The sequence below is a fragment of the Chitinophaga oryziterrae genome, assembly GCF_009758125.1.
In the GTDB taxonomy this organism is placed as follows: domain Bacteria; phylum Bacteroidota; class Bacteroidia; order Chitinophagales; family Chitinophagaceae; genus Chitinophaga; species Chitinophaga oryziterrae.
Genome location: NZ_WRXO01000003.1, coordinates 587,960 through 607,194 on the forward strand (window position 1 = coordinate 587,960; position 19,235 = coordinate 607,194).

Genomic DNA, 19,235 nt, shown 5'->3' on the forward strand with positions numbered 1-19,235 from the left:
AGTTTACAGTATGTGGACTAAACCCTGGCTGATAGTATTTACTCTTGCAATAAGCTTGTCATCATTTGCCCAGCACCGCAACTTTATATCTTTACCGGCTGCCCGTTTTTCTACCGGTGATACTGCTGCATGGGCTTTATCTTCCTATAATGATGGGCACTGGAAGCAGGTGCGTACAGGGCATGTATGGCAGGAGCAGGGCTATGACGGTTATCATGGGTGTGCCTGGTACCGCATTCATGTAAAGATCCCTTCCTCATTAAAGAATAGCGGGTTCTGGAAAGACAGCCTGCGTATTTTCCTGGCACATATCAATGATGTGGATGCTACTTATCTGAATGGAGTGCTGATTGGCAAAACGGGCGCTTTCCCGGAAGATGAAGGCGGATATGTAAGCAAATGGCCTGCCGTGCGTGAATATCATGTAGCGGTGAACAATCCGGCTATTCACTGGGATGAGGATAATGTGATAGCCGTCCGTGATTATGATGGTGGTGGCAGTGGTGGTATTTTTATGGGAGACCCTTATATTGATATGCTGGAAAGAACGGACGGACTCGATATCACTATGCCGGTAGATGAAATTAAGTATGGGAAGAATGGGATGGCTACGCAGCCTTTGCATATACATAACCGTTTTAATACGCCTGTATCCGGTACACTTGAGTATAAAGATCATACAGTAGCAGTACAATTACCAGCATACGGTCAGTTGTCATTTGCATTGAATGTGCCTGATAAGGAAGGCATTTCTTATTACTATCGTTTTACAGAAAAGGGAAGTGGTTTACAGGTATATCATCAGCAGGCATTTCCTTATATCCTTACACCTCCTGTATCTCTGGTTCCCCGTATCAATTCTGCAAAAGTATATGGTGTAAGGCCAGGCTCTCCGTTTTTATTTAAGGTAGCAGCTACCGGGATTAAACCGTTAACTTATCACATAGATCATCTTCCTTCCGGATTAGCATTAGATACGCAGACAGGTATTATCACCGGGATACTGGATAAAAAAGGCAGTTATCAGACAGTCATACACGTTAGTAATGCAAAAGGAAGCGCTGTTCAGAATTTTGTCATTAAAGCGGGCGATACACTGTCTTTTACACCCACAATGGGATGGAACAGCTGGAATTGCTGGGGTATAAATGTGAGTGCTGAAAAAGTACAAAGCTCTGCAAAGGCAATGCTGGATAAAGGACTTGCCGATCATGGCTGGAATTATATCAACGTGGATGATGGATGGGAAGCGCCTGCCAGGGCTGCGGATAGCAGTATTGTTACGAATAGTAAGTTCCCGGATATGCCGGCATTGGGCAGTTGGTTACATCAGCGCGGGTTGAAGTTCGGTATTTATTCATCCCCCGGCCCATTGACCTGTGGCGGGTTCCTGGGTTCTTACCGGCAGGAGGAAAGTGATGCACGTACTTATGCGGGATGGGGCGTTGATTATCTTAAATACGACTGGTGCAGTTATGAATCTATAGCGGATACTTCCCTGGAAGGGTATATTAAACCTTACCGGATCATGCAGCAAGCGTTGCGTAAACAAAACAGGGATATTATTTATAGCATTTGTCAGTATGGCCTGAAGGATGTGTGGAAATGGGGAAGAGAAGTGGACGGGCAATCCTGGCGGACAACAGAAGATATAGAAGATACGTGGGAGAGTATGGAACGGATAGGGTTTAGTCAGGATAAATTACAGGCTTACGCAGGCCCTGGTCACTGGAATGATCCTGATATGATGATTGTAGGAAAAGTAGGATGGGGAGAGAATTTACATGCTTCCCGGTTAACACCGGATGAACAGTATACGCATGTGAGTTTATGGTGTTTATTATCTGCACCTTTACTGATAGGATGTGATCTGGATAAACTGGATGACTTTACATTGAACCTGCTGACGAATGATGAAGTGCTGGCGATAGACCAGGATGAACTGGGCAGTCAGGCAAAAAGGGTATCTGCCAATGTATGGGTGAAAGACCTGGCAGATGGCGGTAAAGCCGTAGGCATTTTTAATATGGATACTACCAGGCGTACTATATCGGTGAACTGGAAATCGCTGGGACTGGATGATTATCATGTTGTTCGTGATGTGTGGAGACAGAAAGATCTGGGGGTGTTGCAATCCTCTTTTACTAAATCGATAGCACCACATGGCGTGATGCTGATAAAGCTGATAAAATGAAAAAACTGTTGATAGCTGCCCTTGTTTATTGCAGCGCAGCGAATGCACAAACAGTGATTAATATAAATACACAACAGCAGGGGGCGAGGATATCTCCCACTTTACATGGGATCTTTTTTGAAGAGATCAGTCATGCCGGTGAAGGAGGATTATATGCAGAGCTGATACAGAACCGTGGTTTTGAGGAAAGCAATCTGCCGCAGGGCACTACGCTGGAAGACGGGTTCATCGTACCCAAAAGAACGCCTCATTTTTCAAGTCATCAGATCAGCGACTGGAAAATGGAATGGCCGGTGAAAAGTGAGTGGCCTTCCTGGTCAGCCACGGATGGCATACAACTGGCATTAACAGATAAACAACCATTGAATTATCATTCTCTGGAAGTAAATATTAAAGCAAAAAATGCAAGCCTGATGAATGAAGGCTTCTGGGGGATTAATACGATAGCAGGGAATAAGTATGTACTGCAATTCTATGCAAGGAATTATAAAGGGCCTGTTACAGCTTCTCTGCAATCCTCTAATGGAGATGTTTTAGCCAGTTATACTTTTACGGATATTAATAAAAAGGGATGGTCAAAATATTCGGCTATCTTATCAGCTGTTAAATCAGATCCTGCTGCGCACTTTGTATTAACTTTTGGTAATACAGGTGTCGCTTATCTTGATTTTGTTTCGCTGTTTCCGCAACAGACATTTAAGCAACATGGTTTAAGGTTAGACCTTGCGAATTACATAGCGGATTTAAAACCTGCTTTTATAAGGTGGCCGGGTGGCTGTTATGTAGAAGGGATTAATATTGAAAGTGCACCTGACTGGAAACGTACACTGGGGCCTGTAGAGAAACGGGCTGGTACATATAGTCCGTGGGGGTATTGGTCGGCCGATGGATTTGGTTACCACGAATACCTGCAATTTTGCGAGGATATTCATGCAGCAGCCTTGTATGTATTTAATGTAGGGATTTCCTGTGATTACAGGAGTGGTACTTTCACCAATGATATAGACAGTGTTATTCAGAGTGCGCTGGATGCGATAGAATATGCAATAGGGCCGGCTACTTCCAAATGGGGAAAGGTAAGGGCAGCCAATGGGCATGTGAAGCCTTTTCCGCTACAATATGTAGAAGTAGGGAATGAACAACATGGGCCGGAGTATGCCCTGCGTTATAACCGTTTTTATGATGCGATTAAAAAACGCTATCCGCAGATAGAAATTATAGCGAGTATGGGAATAGGGGATGTGAACAGGAATACGATGGATAGTATGCATCATATAGACCTGGCAGATGAACATGCCTATAAGGGAGCTTACTGGTCATTTAATCATGATAACCATTTTGACAAATACAAAAGAGGTAACTGGAAGATGTATGTAGGAGAGTATGCAACGAATGCCGGAGTAGGGACGGGTAATATGGCAGCTACTTTAAGTGATGCGGTGTATATGATGGCGATGGAAAGAAATTCCGATCTGGTGAAGATGTCGAGTTATGCACCGTTGCTGGTGAATGTACATGATATTGACTGGCCGGTGAACCTGATCAATTTTGATGCAGCGAAAAGTTTTGCGAGGATCTCTTATTATGCTATCAAAATGTTTAATGAGAACAGACCTGATGTAAACCTGGCCACTACGGTGACGACAGCCCCTTCAACAGCACCTGCTTTCAGTGGGGGGATAGGATTAAGTACCTGGGATACACAAAGTGAATATAAGGATATTGAGGTGCGGCAGGGGGACCAGTTGTTATACAAAAGTGATTTTATACAGAGAGCTGAGGACTGGCAGTTATTAAGAGGTAAATGGTCAGTGCAGGACAGCAGTTTGTCACAGACGGCGGAAGGCGCACAACTAATGGCTGTTTTAAAGGGTAAATCATTCGATACGTATACACTCACTTTAAAAGCACGCAAAAAGGACGGTTTTAACGCCTTTATTGTCCCTTTTGCAGTAAAGGACAGTAATACGTGCCTGAGGGCACATATCGGCTCTTATGTGAACCAGAATTGCGTATTTGAAAGGGTGACGGGAGGATATGATGTATCTGACCTTACGGACCAGCGTCGTTTAAAGCATCCTATAGAAAAAGACCGCTGGTATGATATCCGTTTAGAGGTAAAGGCAGATCAGGTGGATTGTTATCTCGACAATGAGCTTTTGATGAGTTACCGGGAGCCTGTAAAAGTTTTTGCTATTGCAGGGAGAGAGGAGCGCACCGGGGATATTATTGTTAAGGTGGTGAACGCAAATGCAACTTCCTGTAATACAACGATAAAACTGGATAGTACGGCGACAATCGATAAGACCGCGACCTTAATAACACTTGCCTCAGACAGTGAGGTTTCGGAGAACTCCTTTGAAAAACCTGCAGCATATATACCGGTACGACATCAGATACCGGTCAATTCCGGTTCATTTAACCTGCAACTGGCCCCATATTCTGTAAATGTGTTAAGACTAAAGAGTAAACATGATTAAATCAGAATGCTTATAACTAATACGCATGTACAAACCAAACTAACAGGCGTGACTCCCGATGCTAACGGAAGATGCTCATTTGCCATTTTTTAAGTGTATTGATATTTTCTTAACAAGAAAGGACTCATAAGGAGCCGTTGTTCGTTAATAGATACGTAGTATTATTACTACATATCTAAAATGATTGCGTTTTGATGAAAAGATAATATATCTTGCACCCACATTGGAAATTTTACCCGGACAATTATTAAAGAACCTCGTTACATTGTTTTATCTATTTGTTGGTGCCTACGTTTTATCTCTTATCATTAATAGGATTTACTCTGTATGCAAATTTCGAGCAGACGGCATTTCTTAAAGAATGCTGCTATACTTGCCCCTGTACTTACCTTTTTGCCTTCTTATCTGAATGCAGGGACAGGGTCCCGATTACGTATAGCTTTTATTGGTATTGGCCCCTGGGGGCAACAGTATCTTTCTCATGCGTTACAGCACAGAGATCTGGATGTAAGGGCTATTTGCGACAATGATCCGGTAGCTGTACGAACAGGACTGGAATTGTTTAATAAGGCAGGTTATAGTCGCCCGGATGTATATACCGATGGCTATAAAACATTGCTGGAACGCAAAGATATTGATGCAGTATTGATAGCCGCTCCCTGGCATCAGCACTACGAAATTGCCAAAGCAGCGATGCTGGCAGGTAAACACGTAGCCTGCGGAACGATTATGGGGACTACGGTTGCAGAACATTGGGACATTGTGCGCACGAGTGAGCAAACAGGCTGTCAGTATTTTACATTGGATGAACATAATTATCGCAGTGACCTGAGGGTAGCGGCTAATATGGTGAAGCAGGGTGTTTTTGGTACAGTGGAAGCGGTGCGTGCCGGTGCCAATCATCATCAGTTGAATGTTGAACGTACACCTTATCCTGTTTATCCTGCAGCAGTAGTAGCGGGAATTACAGGTAATGCATTTGTATCGTTGCGTACTACGAAAGAGAAACAGCAGTATGTGGTGAACAGGCCACAGCACAAAGCAGGTTTGTTGTTTACCAGTGGTACACTTGAGACTATTACGCTGACGACTGCAACAGGACAAACAGTGCAGTTGCAATCAGGAGCAGGAGATCTGTCAACCGGTTTTCACGTTAAAGGGAGTAAAGGCAGTTGGATGGATATTACTAAATCCATTTACAGGAAAGGAGCTGCAAACCACGTATGGGAAGCTGATAAACCTTACCTGCAGGAATATACGATCGCTGTGCGTAATGAACGTTTCAAACGCAGCCCGGAGAATGATAATGTAGCGCTTGCGTTGCAGGATTTCATCAGCGGAATGCAGGAATCTTCGCATAGTGTGTATGCCGCAGCTAACAATAGCATTATCGGGCCATTGGCGGTGTTATCTGCAAAGCGTGGTGGAGGTGTGGTTACCTTCCCTGACTTCAGTAGCGGCAAGGCGTAATCATTTTATCATCTGTTTTTATTTTCTCATCAAAATATCGTAGTTATTATGGATTCTCCTTTTTTAGCAATGATTATGGCTTTTGCCGGCAGTTTTGCACCTCGTGGTTGGATGATGTGTGCGGGTCAGTTACTGGCTATCGCTCAGAATCCCGCCTTGTTTTCTTTATTAGGAACGTTTTATGGTGGCGATGGTGTACAAACCTATGGCTTACCTGATCTGAGAGGACGTACACCTATCGGACAGGGACAGGGGCCCGGTCTTTCAAATTATGTTTTAGGACAAACAGGCGGCGCAGAGTCAGTGATACTGACACTCAACAACCTGCCTTCTCACACGCACACCGCAGATGCAAGCACCCTGGTTGTAACGCCATCAGCATCAACTGCGACTGGTACTACTAACATTCCGGGTCCGACGCTGGTACCTGCAGGTTTGCCTCAAACAGGAGTTGGCCCAACTGCTTCCACTATCAAAGGTTATGCTGTGAAAAATGGTAGTACAACACTGGCAGCAGGCACAGTAACTGGTAGTGTAACTATTGGTCTTACTGGTAACAACACCGCTGTAGCTATTCAGGACCCTTACCTGGTAATAACTTATGCCATTGCTACAATAGGTATTTTCCCTAGTCGTAATTAATTAGTAGTATAGTATGAAGCCACCCCTCACTATTGGGTTTCTCTCTCCTTATTCCGGTATTTATCCGCATTACTCCAGTCACCTGGTTACAGGATGGTTGTTAGGAATGGGGTTGGATCCTGTACGACAAAGGTCTGTACAGTTTATGTTTGAGTATACACAAATGGGAGGGGTGGATGCATCTGTTGCTGCTGCCCGTAAATTGCTTTTTTTTAACAGGGTGGATATATTGTCTGGTTTGATCAGCTACAAAGCAGCACCCGGATTGATCCCGTTGATTGAAAGTGATAAGAAGCCTGCTTTCTTCTTTGATATGGGAGAATATATCCCGCATTTTCCTTACCTGAGCCCTGATGTATTCTATGCATCGCACCAGTTATGGCAATCACAGTATGCATTGGGTCATTGGGCGCAAAGTAACCTGGGGAACGGTGGGCGGATGATAATGCCTGTATATGAAGCAGGTTATCATCTGAATAGTGCATTTCAACAGGGAGTAACGGCAGCAGGCGGTACACAGATCAGTTTTAATGTATTACCGTTTGATCATAATGAGCCGGACCGTATGGAACTGGACGCTATTTTTGATCAACTTTCAAAAGATGCCCCGCCTTACGTACATGCTATATTTGCCGGCAACATGGGAACCAGGTTCCTTGAAAAATGGGTCCAGAGTGGCTTCCATAAAAAGATCCCCTTGCTGGTAAATGAAACAATGGCATATGATGATGTGCTGGATGATATAAAACATACAGACCTGCAAATATACACATCCATGATGTGGATGCGTGAAGATGAAAACAAAGCCAATCAGGTATTTGTAAAGAAGTTTGAAAGTATTGCACATCAGCCAGCTAATATGTATGCGTTAATGGGATATGAAGCTGGACTGATGTGGAGAGAGTTGTTGCCCCACGCCCAAAAAAGAGATTGGGATACCGTTAAGCAGTTATTAAGAACTGGTGTCATCAATGGTCCCAGGGGAGAGAAGAATTTTTATCCTTCCTCAGGATTTGCTTTACCGGTATCTAACATTATAAAAATCACTACAACAGCAAATAAAATACATAAAATTATTGTTGATCAGGGAAAAGGAATGCGCTATGATGCGAAAGAATTTGAATTGATCCATAATGAATCCGTCTCAGGATGGCAAAACCCCTTTCTCTGTATTTAATTAATATGTTCATATGAAGAACACTTTTACAAAACTTATCAGCAGATTATTGCTGATATTATGCTTTTTATTCACCGGCTATCATGGCTTCGCTCAATATACGGCGAATACGATAGCTACTGGTGGAGCCTATACTGCCATGGCTAAAGACCAGAGTAATAATATATACGTGGTGCGTTATAACGTCACGAATGATAATTATGAGGTGGCCAAGTTTGTTGGCGGAAATCCGGCTGTTTCGTCGGTTATCTATTCCGGCTTGTCATATTATACAGGAGGTGGTGCTTTCCCTTGGGGTATTACTGTAAATACCAATGGGGATGTATTTGTATTGAATTCTTTTGTTACCAATAATGGAGAAATTATCAAACTGAGTGCCCCTTCCTACACTCCTACAACAATACAAACAGGCAACTATTATTCTGCCATTACTACTGATGCTTCTGATAACTTATTGACATTGGAATACAATTCAGTCGATAATACTTACCAGGTAGTGAAATATGCTGCTGGTGCAGAAAGCAGTGCTGGCACAATTGTTTATAATGGTTTGCCTCTTCCTAGTGATGGAACTGTTCCCTGGGGGATTGCTACAGATTCTCATAGCAATATCTACTTCCTGGATTTTATGACGAATAATAATGGGCAGATCAACAAGCTTACCTATCCAACGTATGCGAAAACGGTTGTTGCTTCAAACAGATTATTTTCTTCACTGGCTATTGATGCCAGTGATAACTTGTATACGACAGAAAGTTCAAACGGCGGTACAAGTGGGGATGTTGTGAAATATACGGATCCTACACAAACAGGTGTGGTACTTTTCTCCGGACTGAGTATGAACCCTGTTAGTGCCTTTCCTTGGGGGGTGGCAGTGAATAGCGGTGGTCAGGTATTTGTGAATGACGGTGTCGCGGCAGGTAGCGGACGAATCCTGCGACTCGATCCGCCTACTTCTTTGGTTAGCAGTGTTACGCGCGTGGGTCCAACACCAACAGCGGCTACCAGTGTTAGTTACACAGTAATTTTCGACAAGGCTGTTACGGGCATTACCACGTCAGCATTCGGTCTAACCACTACTGGTACCATTACAGGTGCATCTGTTACCAGCGTAAGCGGTGGCGGAACTACCTACACAGTGAGTGTGAATACCGGTACCGGTGATGGTACGCTGCGGCTGAATGTAACAGGAATAGGAGTTACTCCTACTACTACCAATGTTCCTTACACCAGTGGTGAAGTATATACAATAGATAGAACAAAACCAGTAGGTTCAATAGTTATCAATAGTGGTTCAACAATTACAAACAATGCCACTGTAACATTAACGCTTGCGGCTACAGATGCGAGTGTTATGAAGATGCGTTTCTCTAATGATGGTATAGCCTGGAGTGCTTATGAAGCAGTGGCAACCAGCAAATCATGGGCGCTTACAGCAGGGGATGGATTGAAAACGGTATATGTGCAGTATGTGGATGCTGCGCTTAATGTACAGGGTTATACAGCTACGATCACACTGGACCAGACGGTTCCGGTAACTACCATATTAACGGGTCCGAACAATCCTACGAATAGTACAAGCGCCACTTTTACTTTCTCTTCCAATGAAGCTGGCAGTACGTTCCAGGGTAGTATTGATGGGGGACCATTTAATGCTATTTCGTCTCCGGCTACTTATAGCGGTATGACGGGTGGCCCACATTCGATGTTAATAAGGGCAAAAGATCCTGCTGGTAATTTTTCAACAGTAGTTTCTTACAACTGGACGGTAGATCTGACTGCACCGACTGTTGCATCAGTTGGGGTACCTTCCGCCGGATACTATGTGATAGGTTCAGTTATGAACTTCGTTGTTAATTACACGGAGAATGTAATAGTGAATACAACCGGAGGAACACCTTATCTGAATGTTATACTTAATTCAGGTACTGTACAAGCCAGTTATGTAAGTGGATCCGGAACCAGTGCATTAACATTCAGATATACTGTCGTAGATGGTGATTCGGATAATGACGGTGTTGGCCTGGGCGCTAACTTGCAGATAAACGGTAGTACGATAAATGATGCGGCTGGAAATACCGCCGATGTTGTATTACAAAATCCGGGTAGCCTCTCTGGTGTGCTTGTAAATACAACCAGACCAACGGTTACACTGTCAACTTCGGAGCCGGCTATCGTAAATCATGCAATTACCGCTACTATCACGTTTAGTGAAGCGGTGACCGGATTTACAATGTCTGATCTGATTCCTGTAAATGCGACTATTACATCGCTTACGACTTCAGACAATATTACTTACACCGTAACCTATGCCCCGATTGTAGATGGCAATGTACAGTTAAATGTACCTGCTTCTGTAGCAGTAAATGCGGCTGGTAATCCTAATAAAGTCTCTACGAATACGCTGAACATTACTTATGATATTACCCAACCGGTAGTACAGTCAGTAAGTGTACCTGCGAATGGTTATTACAAGGCAGGTGATAACCTGGACTTCACCGTTACATTCGATGGAGCCGTTAATACAACAGGCGGCAGCCCATCTGTTAGTGTAACAATTGGCAGCAACGTTGTACAGGCAACATATATCAGTTCAACATCATCTTCGCTGACATTCAGGTATACTGTAGTGGATGGAGATCAGGATATGGATGGTATTACAGTAGGTAGCCTGGTATTGAACGGCAGCACTATAAAAGATGCCGCGGATAATGATGCTATACTTACATTGAATAGTATAGGCAGCACCACCAATGTGAAGGTGAATACAACACATCCTTCTGTAATATTGTCTGCTGCAAGTATTGTAAATGCGCCATTTACTGCTACTATCACCTTTAGCGAAGCCGTAACAGGATTTACTATCGGGGATATAACTGCTGGCAATGCCACACTAAGCAGTCTGCAAACTTCAGATAACATTACTTATACCGTATTGGTAACACCAACAGCAGAAGGTACCGTTACACTGAATGTAGCTGCAGATGTTGCAGTGAACATTGGTAATAATGGTAATACAGTTGCTACACAACTGAGCGTTGTGTACGATGTAACACCACCGGTTGTCAGTGCTGTAAGTGTACCAGCGGATGGTTACTACAAAGCAGGTGATAATCTGAATTTCACCGTTACGTTCGATGGCGCTGTTAATCTGAATACAACAGGTGGCAGTCCATATATTAATATAACAATCGGCGGCAGCGTTGTACCGGCTGCATATGTGAGTGCTACAGCAACCACGATGACATTCAGCTATACCGTAGTGAATGGAGATCAGGATATGAACGGTATTGCAGTGGGTAGCCTTGTATTAAACGGTAGCAGCATAAAAGATGCAGCGGGTAATAATGCGGTACTTACACTGAACAACACTGGCAGCACTGCCAATGTGTTTGTAAATACAACACATCCTTCAGTAGTAGTGTCCACCACTGCTCCTGCAAATGTAAATGCGCCATATAGTGTTACTATCACTTTCAGTGAAGCAGTAACAGGATTTGCTACCGGAGATATCACAACTACCAACGCTACGCTCAGCAACCTGCAAACAGCAGATAATATTACATACACTGTACTGGTTACACCGGTTACTGATGGGGATGTAAGTCTGACTGTTGATGCTAACGCTACAGTGAATATCGGTAGCAATGGCAATGATGCATCCAACACCATACATGTAATGTATGATATAACGACACCTGTCATTTCATCTGTTGGCGTACCTGCTGACGGATATTATAAAGAGGGTGCTACGATGGACTTCACGGTTAATTATTCGGAGGGTGTTGTTGTGGATGTAACAGGTGGAACACCTTATATCAATGTGGTACTTACTACGGGTACCGTACACGCCAGCTATATAAGCGGTAGTGGTACAGGTACATTAACCTTCAGATATACAGTGCAGTCCGGCGACCTTGATATGGACGGACCTGCTCTGGGTACCAATCTGCAAACGAATGGTGGTACAATAAAAGATGCCGCAACCAACGATGCGGATGGCACATTGCAGAATGTAAGTAACCTGACAAATGTATTTGTAAATGGAATAAGGCCTGCTGTAGTGGTATCAACTGCTGCACCGGCATTAGTGAACCAGGCAATTACAGCGACTATCACGTTTAGTGAAGCCGTAACAGGTTTGACGACCGGAGATTTCGTAACAACCAATGCGACGATCAGCAATCTGCAAACTTCTGATAATATTACTTATACGGTACTGGTAACACCTGCTGCGGACGGTGCTGTAAGTATAAGTGTCCCTGCTGCTGCGGCTCAGAACATTGCCGGTAATGATAATACAGCGTCCAATACAATAAGTTTCACTTATGATGGAACAGCGCCTGTTGTTACGTCTGTGGCAGTACCTGCGAACGGATATTATAAAGCTGCAACTACGCTTGACTTTACAGTTAATTTTGATGGAAACATCATCCTGAATACAACAGGTGGTACACCTTATATCAATGTGGCCATTGGTGCTTCCGTTGTACAGGCAGCATGTACCGGTACATCAGGACCAGCAGCATTGACCTTCAGTTACACCGTGCAGAATGGAGATATGGATATGGATGGTATCACGGTGGGCAGTCTGGTATTGAATGGTGGTACTATAAAAGATGCAGCTACCAATGATGCAGTGTTAACACTGAATAATACAGGCAGTACAACGGGTGTATTTGTAAATACAGCGCAACCGTCAGTAGTTGTGTCTACCGCAGCTGCTGCAAATGTGAATGCACCATTTACAGCAACGATCACCTTTAATGAAGCTGTAACAGGTTTCACCATAGGAGATATTGTAACATCCAATGCTACATTAAGCAGCCTGCAAACTTCTGATAATATTACTTATACCGTATTGGTAACACCAACAGTGGACGGTACCGTGACGGTGAACGTTCCTGCGAATGCGGCTGTAAATATTGGTAGTAACGGTAATACGGTTTCAAATACGTTAAGTGTTACCTATGATGTAACAGCGCCTGTTGTTACTTCAGTTGCGGTGCCAGCGAATGGTTATTACAATGCCGGAACTAATCTTGACTTCACCGTTAAGTTCAGCGAAAATATCACACTGAATACCACTGGTGGTAATCCTTATATCAATGTAACGATTGGGGCTGCTGTTGTGCAGGCAGTATACACGGGTACCTCAGGAGCGGATGGATTAGCATTCAGTTATACCGTGCAGAACGGAGATATGGATATGAATGGTATCGTAGTGGGCAGCCTGGTATTGAATGGTAGTACCATAAAAGATGCGGCTACCAATAATGCGGTGTTAACGCTGAATAATACAGGTAATACAACAGGTGTGTTTGTAAATACAACACATCCTTCGGTGATACTGTCTACTACCGCTGCTGCAATTGTAAACACACCATTTACAGCAACGATCACATTTAGCGAAGCGGTAACAGGATTTGCAATTGGGGATATCATTGTATCGAATGCCACATTGAGTAATCTGCAAACTTCAGATAATATCACATATACCGTACTGGTTACACCAGTAACAGATGGTCTGGTGATCCTTGATGTTCCTCCAGCAATGGCCGTGAACATCGGTAATAATGGTAATACCGCGGCGGCTGGTAGCTTAAACATCACTTATGATGTAACGGCGCCTGTTGTAACTTCAGTAGCTGTACCGGCGAACGGATATTATAAGGATGGCACTACACTTGGTTTTGTTGTTTATTACAATGAAAGTGTAATAGTAAATACGGCAACGGGAGTTCCTTATATTAATGTAGCGTTGACTAGCGGTACTGTAAAGGCTACATATGTAAGTGGTAGTGGTACCGGTGCATTAGTATTCAATTATGCCGTGCAGCCTGGGGATATGGATATGGATGGCATCACACTGGGTAGCCTGGTATTGAATGGTGGTACTATAAAAGATATCGCAACCAACAATGCTGTGCTGACATTGAACAATGCAGCCAGTACGGCAGGTGTGTTCGTGAATACTGCAACTCCTTCTGTTCAGTTATCTACTACGGCCGCGACCATTGTAAATACGCCGTTCACAGTGAAAATAGTATTTAGTGAGGCCGTGACAGGTTTGACTGCGAGTGGTATTACCGCATCCAATGCAACAGTCAGCAATCTGCAAACGACGGATAATATTACTTATACAGTGTTAATCACACCTGTTGCTGATGGTGTTATAAATATCAACGTACCGGCAGGTTCTGCAGTGAATGTTGTTGGTAATGGCAACTCCGGAAATAATCTTTTAGCTATTGTGTATGATGCGACTGCCCCGGTTATTGGTGCTGGTCAGACTTTCAATATTGCTGAAAGAAGTCCGGTTGGTACACTGGTTGGAACAGTAACGGCTACGGAAGCAAGGGGTACTTTGCAGAACTGGACGATTGCCAGTGATGATTCCGGTGGAGCGTTCTCCATTGATAATGCTGGTAGCATCCATGTACAGAATGTGGCACTTCTTAACAGTAAGGTGAACAGCACAGTTACCCTTACGATCACAGTAAGTGATGGATTAAATACCAGCATTGCAGAAACTGTAACAGTGAATGTGAAACTGGTGAACCAGGCGCCTTTACTGGATGCTATCTCTGATGTGGTGATGTGTACGAACACAGATTCACATACGATACAGTTAACCGGCGCTTCGGCGGTAGAAACTGATCAGACGTATGGCTTCTCTGTAAGTGCGGATAAACCAGACTTTGATGTATTGTCTGTAAGTGCGGCAGGTGTCATCACCTACCAGCTGAAAGCCGGTGCATCGGGTATCATAACCGTGACCGTAACGATAAAGGATAATGGTGGTACTGCCAACGGAGGTGTTGATACATTACGCCGCAGCTTCACCGTAACCGCTAACAGCTTACCGCTTATCAGCATCAGCAGCGATAAAGGCAGTGCGATCTCCAAAGGAGATATCGTCCACCTCACCGCAACCGGTGGTACTTCTTACAGTTGGAACAATGCAGACGGTAATATCAGCGGTCAGCTGACTGATATCCTGGAAGCAAGACCAATGGATAACACCACTTACAGCGTAACAGTAACTGACGCTCAGGGCTGCCAGGATAGTGCAACGATCAGTTTGAAAGTAGTGGAAGACTTCAAGGTGGATGCGATCAATATCCTTACGCCAAATGGTGACGGTAAGAATGACAAGTGGGTAATCAAAAACATAGATAGCTATCCAAACAATGAAGTGAAGATCTACGACCGTACCGGCCGACTGGTATACACCCGTAGAAACTACAGCAATGAATGGGATGCTACCATGAATGGTTCACCACTTGCAGAAGGTACTTACTATTATATTTTAACGATTGAAGGTGGTAAGACTGCGAAGGGTTATATCACTATCATCAGAGACCGGAATTAACTTATTTTATGAATATACGTTCCTTATTCGTTAGCTGCCTTATTCTGGCAGCAGGTAGCAAAGCCGGTGCGCAATCACTCAGTAATGCCCAGGCATTACTTGAGCCATCCGGCACCCAGTACTTTCAAAACCAGTACCTGAGTAATCCGGCTATGGCCGGTCTTGAAAAGGGGCTTCACCTGAATGCGGCTTACCGTAAACAGTGGAGCGGTATTGATGGTGCGCCTGTAACTAAGTTCTTCACCGCAGATGGTGCGGTGGGGAACAGGGTGGGAGCAGGGCTGAACGTCTTCGATGATGTGGCCGGCCTTATCAACAGGACCCGCGTTGCGATTACTTACGCCTATCACCTGCCACTGAGTGATGCTGATCATCAGTTACACTTTGGTTTGTCACTGGCATGGAATGTACAGCGGGTAGATTACAAAAACGTGAACGGGGATGCGACAGACCCTTCCGTAAGTGCGTTCAACCGCCGCGATAACTACTTTGAAGCGGAATACGGTATGGCTTATACGGATACCAAACTAACCCTGCAGGCTTCAGTGCCAAACATAAGGAGCCTTGTCACCGGCGATAACAAAGCTGTTGACGGGGGTGGTATCTTCTTCACTGCTGCCTCTTACAGGTTTGCGGTAGATGAGACCATCACGGCTGTTGAACCTAAACTCTGCTACCGCGGAGTAAGGGGATATGACAACATCCTGGATGCCGGTGTGAACGTATCTTTACTGAATAACGTTGCCAATGTAATGGCGATGTATCATACGTCTAAAAGTCTGACTGCCGGTATAGGGGTGAATATCATGAAAACGGTAGGTGTACAGGCGATGTATACTACCCAGACAGGTGGTGTGAAGACTTATGTAGATGGTACGTATGAGGTAGGTGTAACAGTGAACCTGTTCAAATAGAGAAGACACTTTCTATATAACAATAAAGAAAGGGTTGGCCAGCTGGCCAACCCTTTCTTTATTTCGCGATCACTTTTTCAGCAATACCGTTAGGTACTAACTGGTAATCCTGGAATGTTAACGACGCTGCTGCTCTTCCGGAGGAAAGCGAACGCAACACATTTACATATCCAAACAAGCCGGACAACGGCACTTCTGCTTTTACATACTGCTGGCTCGCTTTCATTTCCATGCCGCGGATAACACCGCGTCTTCTGTTAAGATCGCCTGTTATTACGCCGGTATGTTCTTCCGGCATCGTCACTTCCACGGACATGAATGGTTCCAGCAAACGGGGTGCTGCTTTTTTCGCTGCATCCCGGAATCCCATCAGGGCCGCATGTTCAAAGTCCAGTGCGTGTGAATCCGTTACGTGGACACTTCCATCCAGTAAGCGTATCCGCATGGAGTTTACCGGGTAACCGGCCAGTGCGCCTGTTTTCATCGCTTCTTCAAATCCTTTCTTTACAGAAGGGATGAATTCGCGGGGGATCGCTCCGCTTCTCACTTCATTGATGAATTCAAGACCTGGCAGTTCATCTTCACGGGGAGCCAGTTCAAACTGTATATCAGCAAAACTACCGGAACCACCGTTCTGTTTTTTATACACTTCACGATGAATAACGGGTAACGTAAATACCTCTTTATAGGCGATCTGCGGTTCCCCTTTATTGATTTCCACTTTGTAATCAGCAGACAGTTTTTCCATCACTACTTCCAGGTGTAATTCACCCATCCCTTTCAGGATGGTTTGTCCGGATACCGCATCTACTTCTACTGTTAAGGTAGGATCTTCTTCCTGCAGTTTCGCTAATGCTTCTCCCAGTTTCGCCACTTCCTTCGCGGATTTCGCTTCAATAGCGTAACCGATCATCGGTTCCGGGAAACTGATTTTTTCCAGTAACACGGGGTGGTCCGGATGGGAGAGGGTATCTCCGGTACGAACGTCTTTAAGTCCAACGATAGCACCGATATCGCCAGCGTTTATCTGGTCTACGGTTTCGTATTTGTCAGACATAATTCTCATCAGACGGCTGATACGTACTTTCTTACCGGTACGGCTGTTCCATATAGTATCACCACCGCGTAAGACGCCGGAGTATACTCTTACCAGTGTCAGTTTGCCAGTATATTCATCAGAGATGATCTTAAAGGCCAGACCGGAAAATGTATTTTCTATGTTGGTAGTGATCTCAATTTCTTCACCGGTATCTGCTGACGTACCATGTACGGAAAGAATATCTGCCGGGGAAGGAAGGTATTGTACCACTGCGTCCAGCAGGGGTTGTATGCCTTTATTCCTGTATGCCGCACCACTTAATACAGGTATAAGCTGCATATTTAAGGTAGTACTGCGTAAAGCAGATAATATCTCTTCTTCAGTAATGGCAGACGGATCGGCAGTGTACTTATCGAAGATCACTTCATCGTACAAAGACAATTCTTCCAGCAGGTTATTACGTGCTTTCAGGGCATCTTCCAGCATGCCGGCAGGTATTTCCTGTACATCGTAATTCTTGCCATCCCGGGTGGTCCATACCAATGCTTTCATTGTGATGAGATCAATGACCCCAGTGAAGGAATCTTCCGCACCTATGGGCAATTGCACCGGCATTACGTTCGCATGTAACACGTCCCTTATTTCCTGCACAACGCGCAGAAAATCGGCCCCTTGTCTGTCCATTTTATTGATCAGCACAATGCGTGGGATGTTGTAATGGTTCGCCTGGTTCCATACTGTTTCGGATTGCGGCTGCACACCGGATTTAGCACAGAATACGGCGATAGCACCATCCAGTACACGGAGGGAACGTTCCACTTCAGCGGTGAAGTCTATGTGACCCGGTGTATCAATAATATTGATCTGCCGATCTTTCCAATATGTAGTAATAGCAGCAGAAGAGATGGTGATACCTCTTTTTTCTTCCTGCGGATCACTATCCATGACGGTATTACCTTCATCTACACTACCTAATTTATGTGTAAGTCCTGTATAATAAAGAATGCGTTCTGTAACGGTTGTTTTACCTGCATCCACATGCGCCATGATTCCTATATTCCTGAAATTTTCCGAGCGTTTCATTTGTTGTATTATTATAGCTTTCCTGTCCGGCAATGGAAGGCTGTTTGCAATATGCATAGCGCATCACATTACCGGGTATACCGTATAAGCAATTTTTAAAATTGTATGAATTAAAAAAAGAAGACCGGGGGAGACAAAATTAAAAAGGCCTCTTCGGATGAAGAGGCCTCTGAAGAATATTCAGAAAGTACTTAACCTCTCATATCCGGGAATGGATTTGCCTCCCCGTTCTTAATAAAGACAATACAGGTGCTTGCAATAACCGCTCTGATAGCAGTTTTTGCGTTGAACGCTGATTGATATGTGTTGTTGTTAAGCATTTGTTTATTTATTGTAATAATGTACGCAAAGGTAAGAATAATTTATGAGATAACAATTACTCTTCACGCAGCGGGTAGTACCTTAGTTTGATTACATAATATTCAAACTGCGGCACTACTCACGGAGGCGTTCGTCTGTGTAGGTGATCTCCGTTCTGCCATGCGGGAAAGGAACACCTTGTTCATCCACACTTACAAATACGATCTTATCTATGGTAAGAATGCTTTTTTGTGTGATTTTATTCCTTACTTCACAGGCCAGTGTAAGGGAGGTACGGCCGAAGCTGATAGCTTTGATACCCAGTTCCACGATATCGCCCTGTTTGGCAGAGTTGATGAAATTGATTTCAGACATGTATTTCGTCACACATCTGTTCGTTCCCAGTTGAATAATGGAGTAGATAGCAGCCTCTTCATCTATCCAGCGTAATAAACTGCCTCCGAATAATGTCCCATGTGCGTTCAGGTCTTCTGGTTTTACCCATTTACGAGTGTAAAAATTCATTGATCATTGGTTTGTACGGCGGAAATTTATAAAAGG

9 protein-coding genes are annotated in these 19,235 nt (G+C 44.2%); 7 read left to right on the forward strand and 2 right to left on the reverse strand.

The genetic code is table 11. The annotated features are described in order from the left end of the window. The first annotated feature begins 10 nt into the window (after nt 1–10). The 7 genes from GO495_RS14210 to GO495_RS14240 all read left to right on the forward strand — a co-directional run bounded on the left by GO495_RS14210 (nt 11) and on the right by GO495_RS14240 (nt 16,252). Nucleotides 11–2,194, forward strand: a complete 2,184-nt coding sequence (locus GO495_RS14210; RefSeq protein ID WP_157300361.1) for a putative Ig domain-containing protein — start codon at nt 11–13, stop codon at nt 2,192–2,194. After that, a complete protein-coding gene (locus GO495_RS14215; RefSeq protein WP_157300362.1) occupies nt 2,191–4,674 on the forward strand; it encodes an alpha-L-arabinofuranosidase C-terminal domain-containing protein in 2,484 nt (827 codons plus the stop codon). The genes GO495_RS14210 and GO495_RS14215 overlap by 4 nt, the downstream gene beginning before the upstream one ends. 327 nt (nt 4,675–5,001) lie before the next feature. Further along, nucleotides 5,002–6,144: a Gfo/Idh/MocA family protein gene (locus GO495_RS14220; RefSeq protein WP_157300363.1), complete on the forward strand. Its 1,143-nt coding sequence runs from the start codon at nt 5,002–5,004 to the stop codon at nt 6,142–6,144. A 48-nt stretch (nt 6,145–6,192) separates the two neighbouring features. Further along, complete coding sequence (locus tag GO495_RS14225) at nt 6,193–6,786, forward strand: phage tail protein (RefSeq protein ID WP_157300364.1); 594 nt, start codon at nt 6,193–6,195, stop codon at nt 6,784–6,786. A gap of 13 nt (nt 6,787–6,799) precedes the next feature. Next, a complete protein-coding gene (locus GO495_RS14230; protein ID WP_157300365.1) occupies nt 6,800–7,963 on the forward strand; it encodes an ABC transporter substrate-binding protein in 1,164 nt (387 codons plus the stop codon). A gap of 13 nt (nt 7,964–7,976) precedes the next feature. Further along, nucleotides 7,977–15,338: an Ig-like domain-containing protein gene (locus GO495_RS14235; RefSeq protein ID WP_157300366.1), complete on the forward strand. Its 7,362-nt coding sequence runs from the start codon at nt 7,977–7,979 to the stop codon at nt 15,336–15,338. A gap of 8 nt (nt 15,339–15,346) precedes the next feature. Continuing rightward, nucleotides 15,347–16,252: a PorP/SprF family type IX secretion system membrane protein gene (locus GO495_RS14240; RefSeq protein WP_157300367.1), complete on the forward strand. Its 906-nt coding sequence runs from the start codon at nt 15,347–15,349 to the stop codon at nt 16,250–16,252. A gap of 58 nt (nt 16,253–16,310) precedes the next feature. On the opposite strand, the gene fusA is transcribed toward GO495_RS14240, so the two are convergent. Together fusA and GO495_RS14250 are read right to left on the reverse strand one after the other, a co-directional pair. After that, the gene (fusA, locus tag GO495_RS14245) at nt 16,311–18,374 is read right to left on the reverse strand and encodes an elongation factor G (RefSeq protein WP_157300368.1); all 2,064 of its coding nucleotides are present in this window, start codon (nt 18,372–18,374) and stop codon (nt 16,311–16,313) included. A gap of 435 nt (nt 18,375–18,809) precedes the next feature. Continuing rightward, the gene (locus GO495_RS14250; protein ID WP_157300369.1) at nt 18,810–19,199 is read right to left on the reverse strand and encodes an acyl-CoA thioesterase; all 390 of its coding nucleotides are present in this window, start codon (nt 19,197–19,199) and stop codon (nt 18,810–18,812) included. Nucleotides 19,200–19,235: the final 36 nt, after the last annotated feature.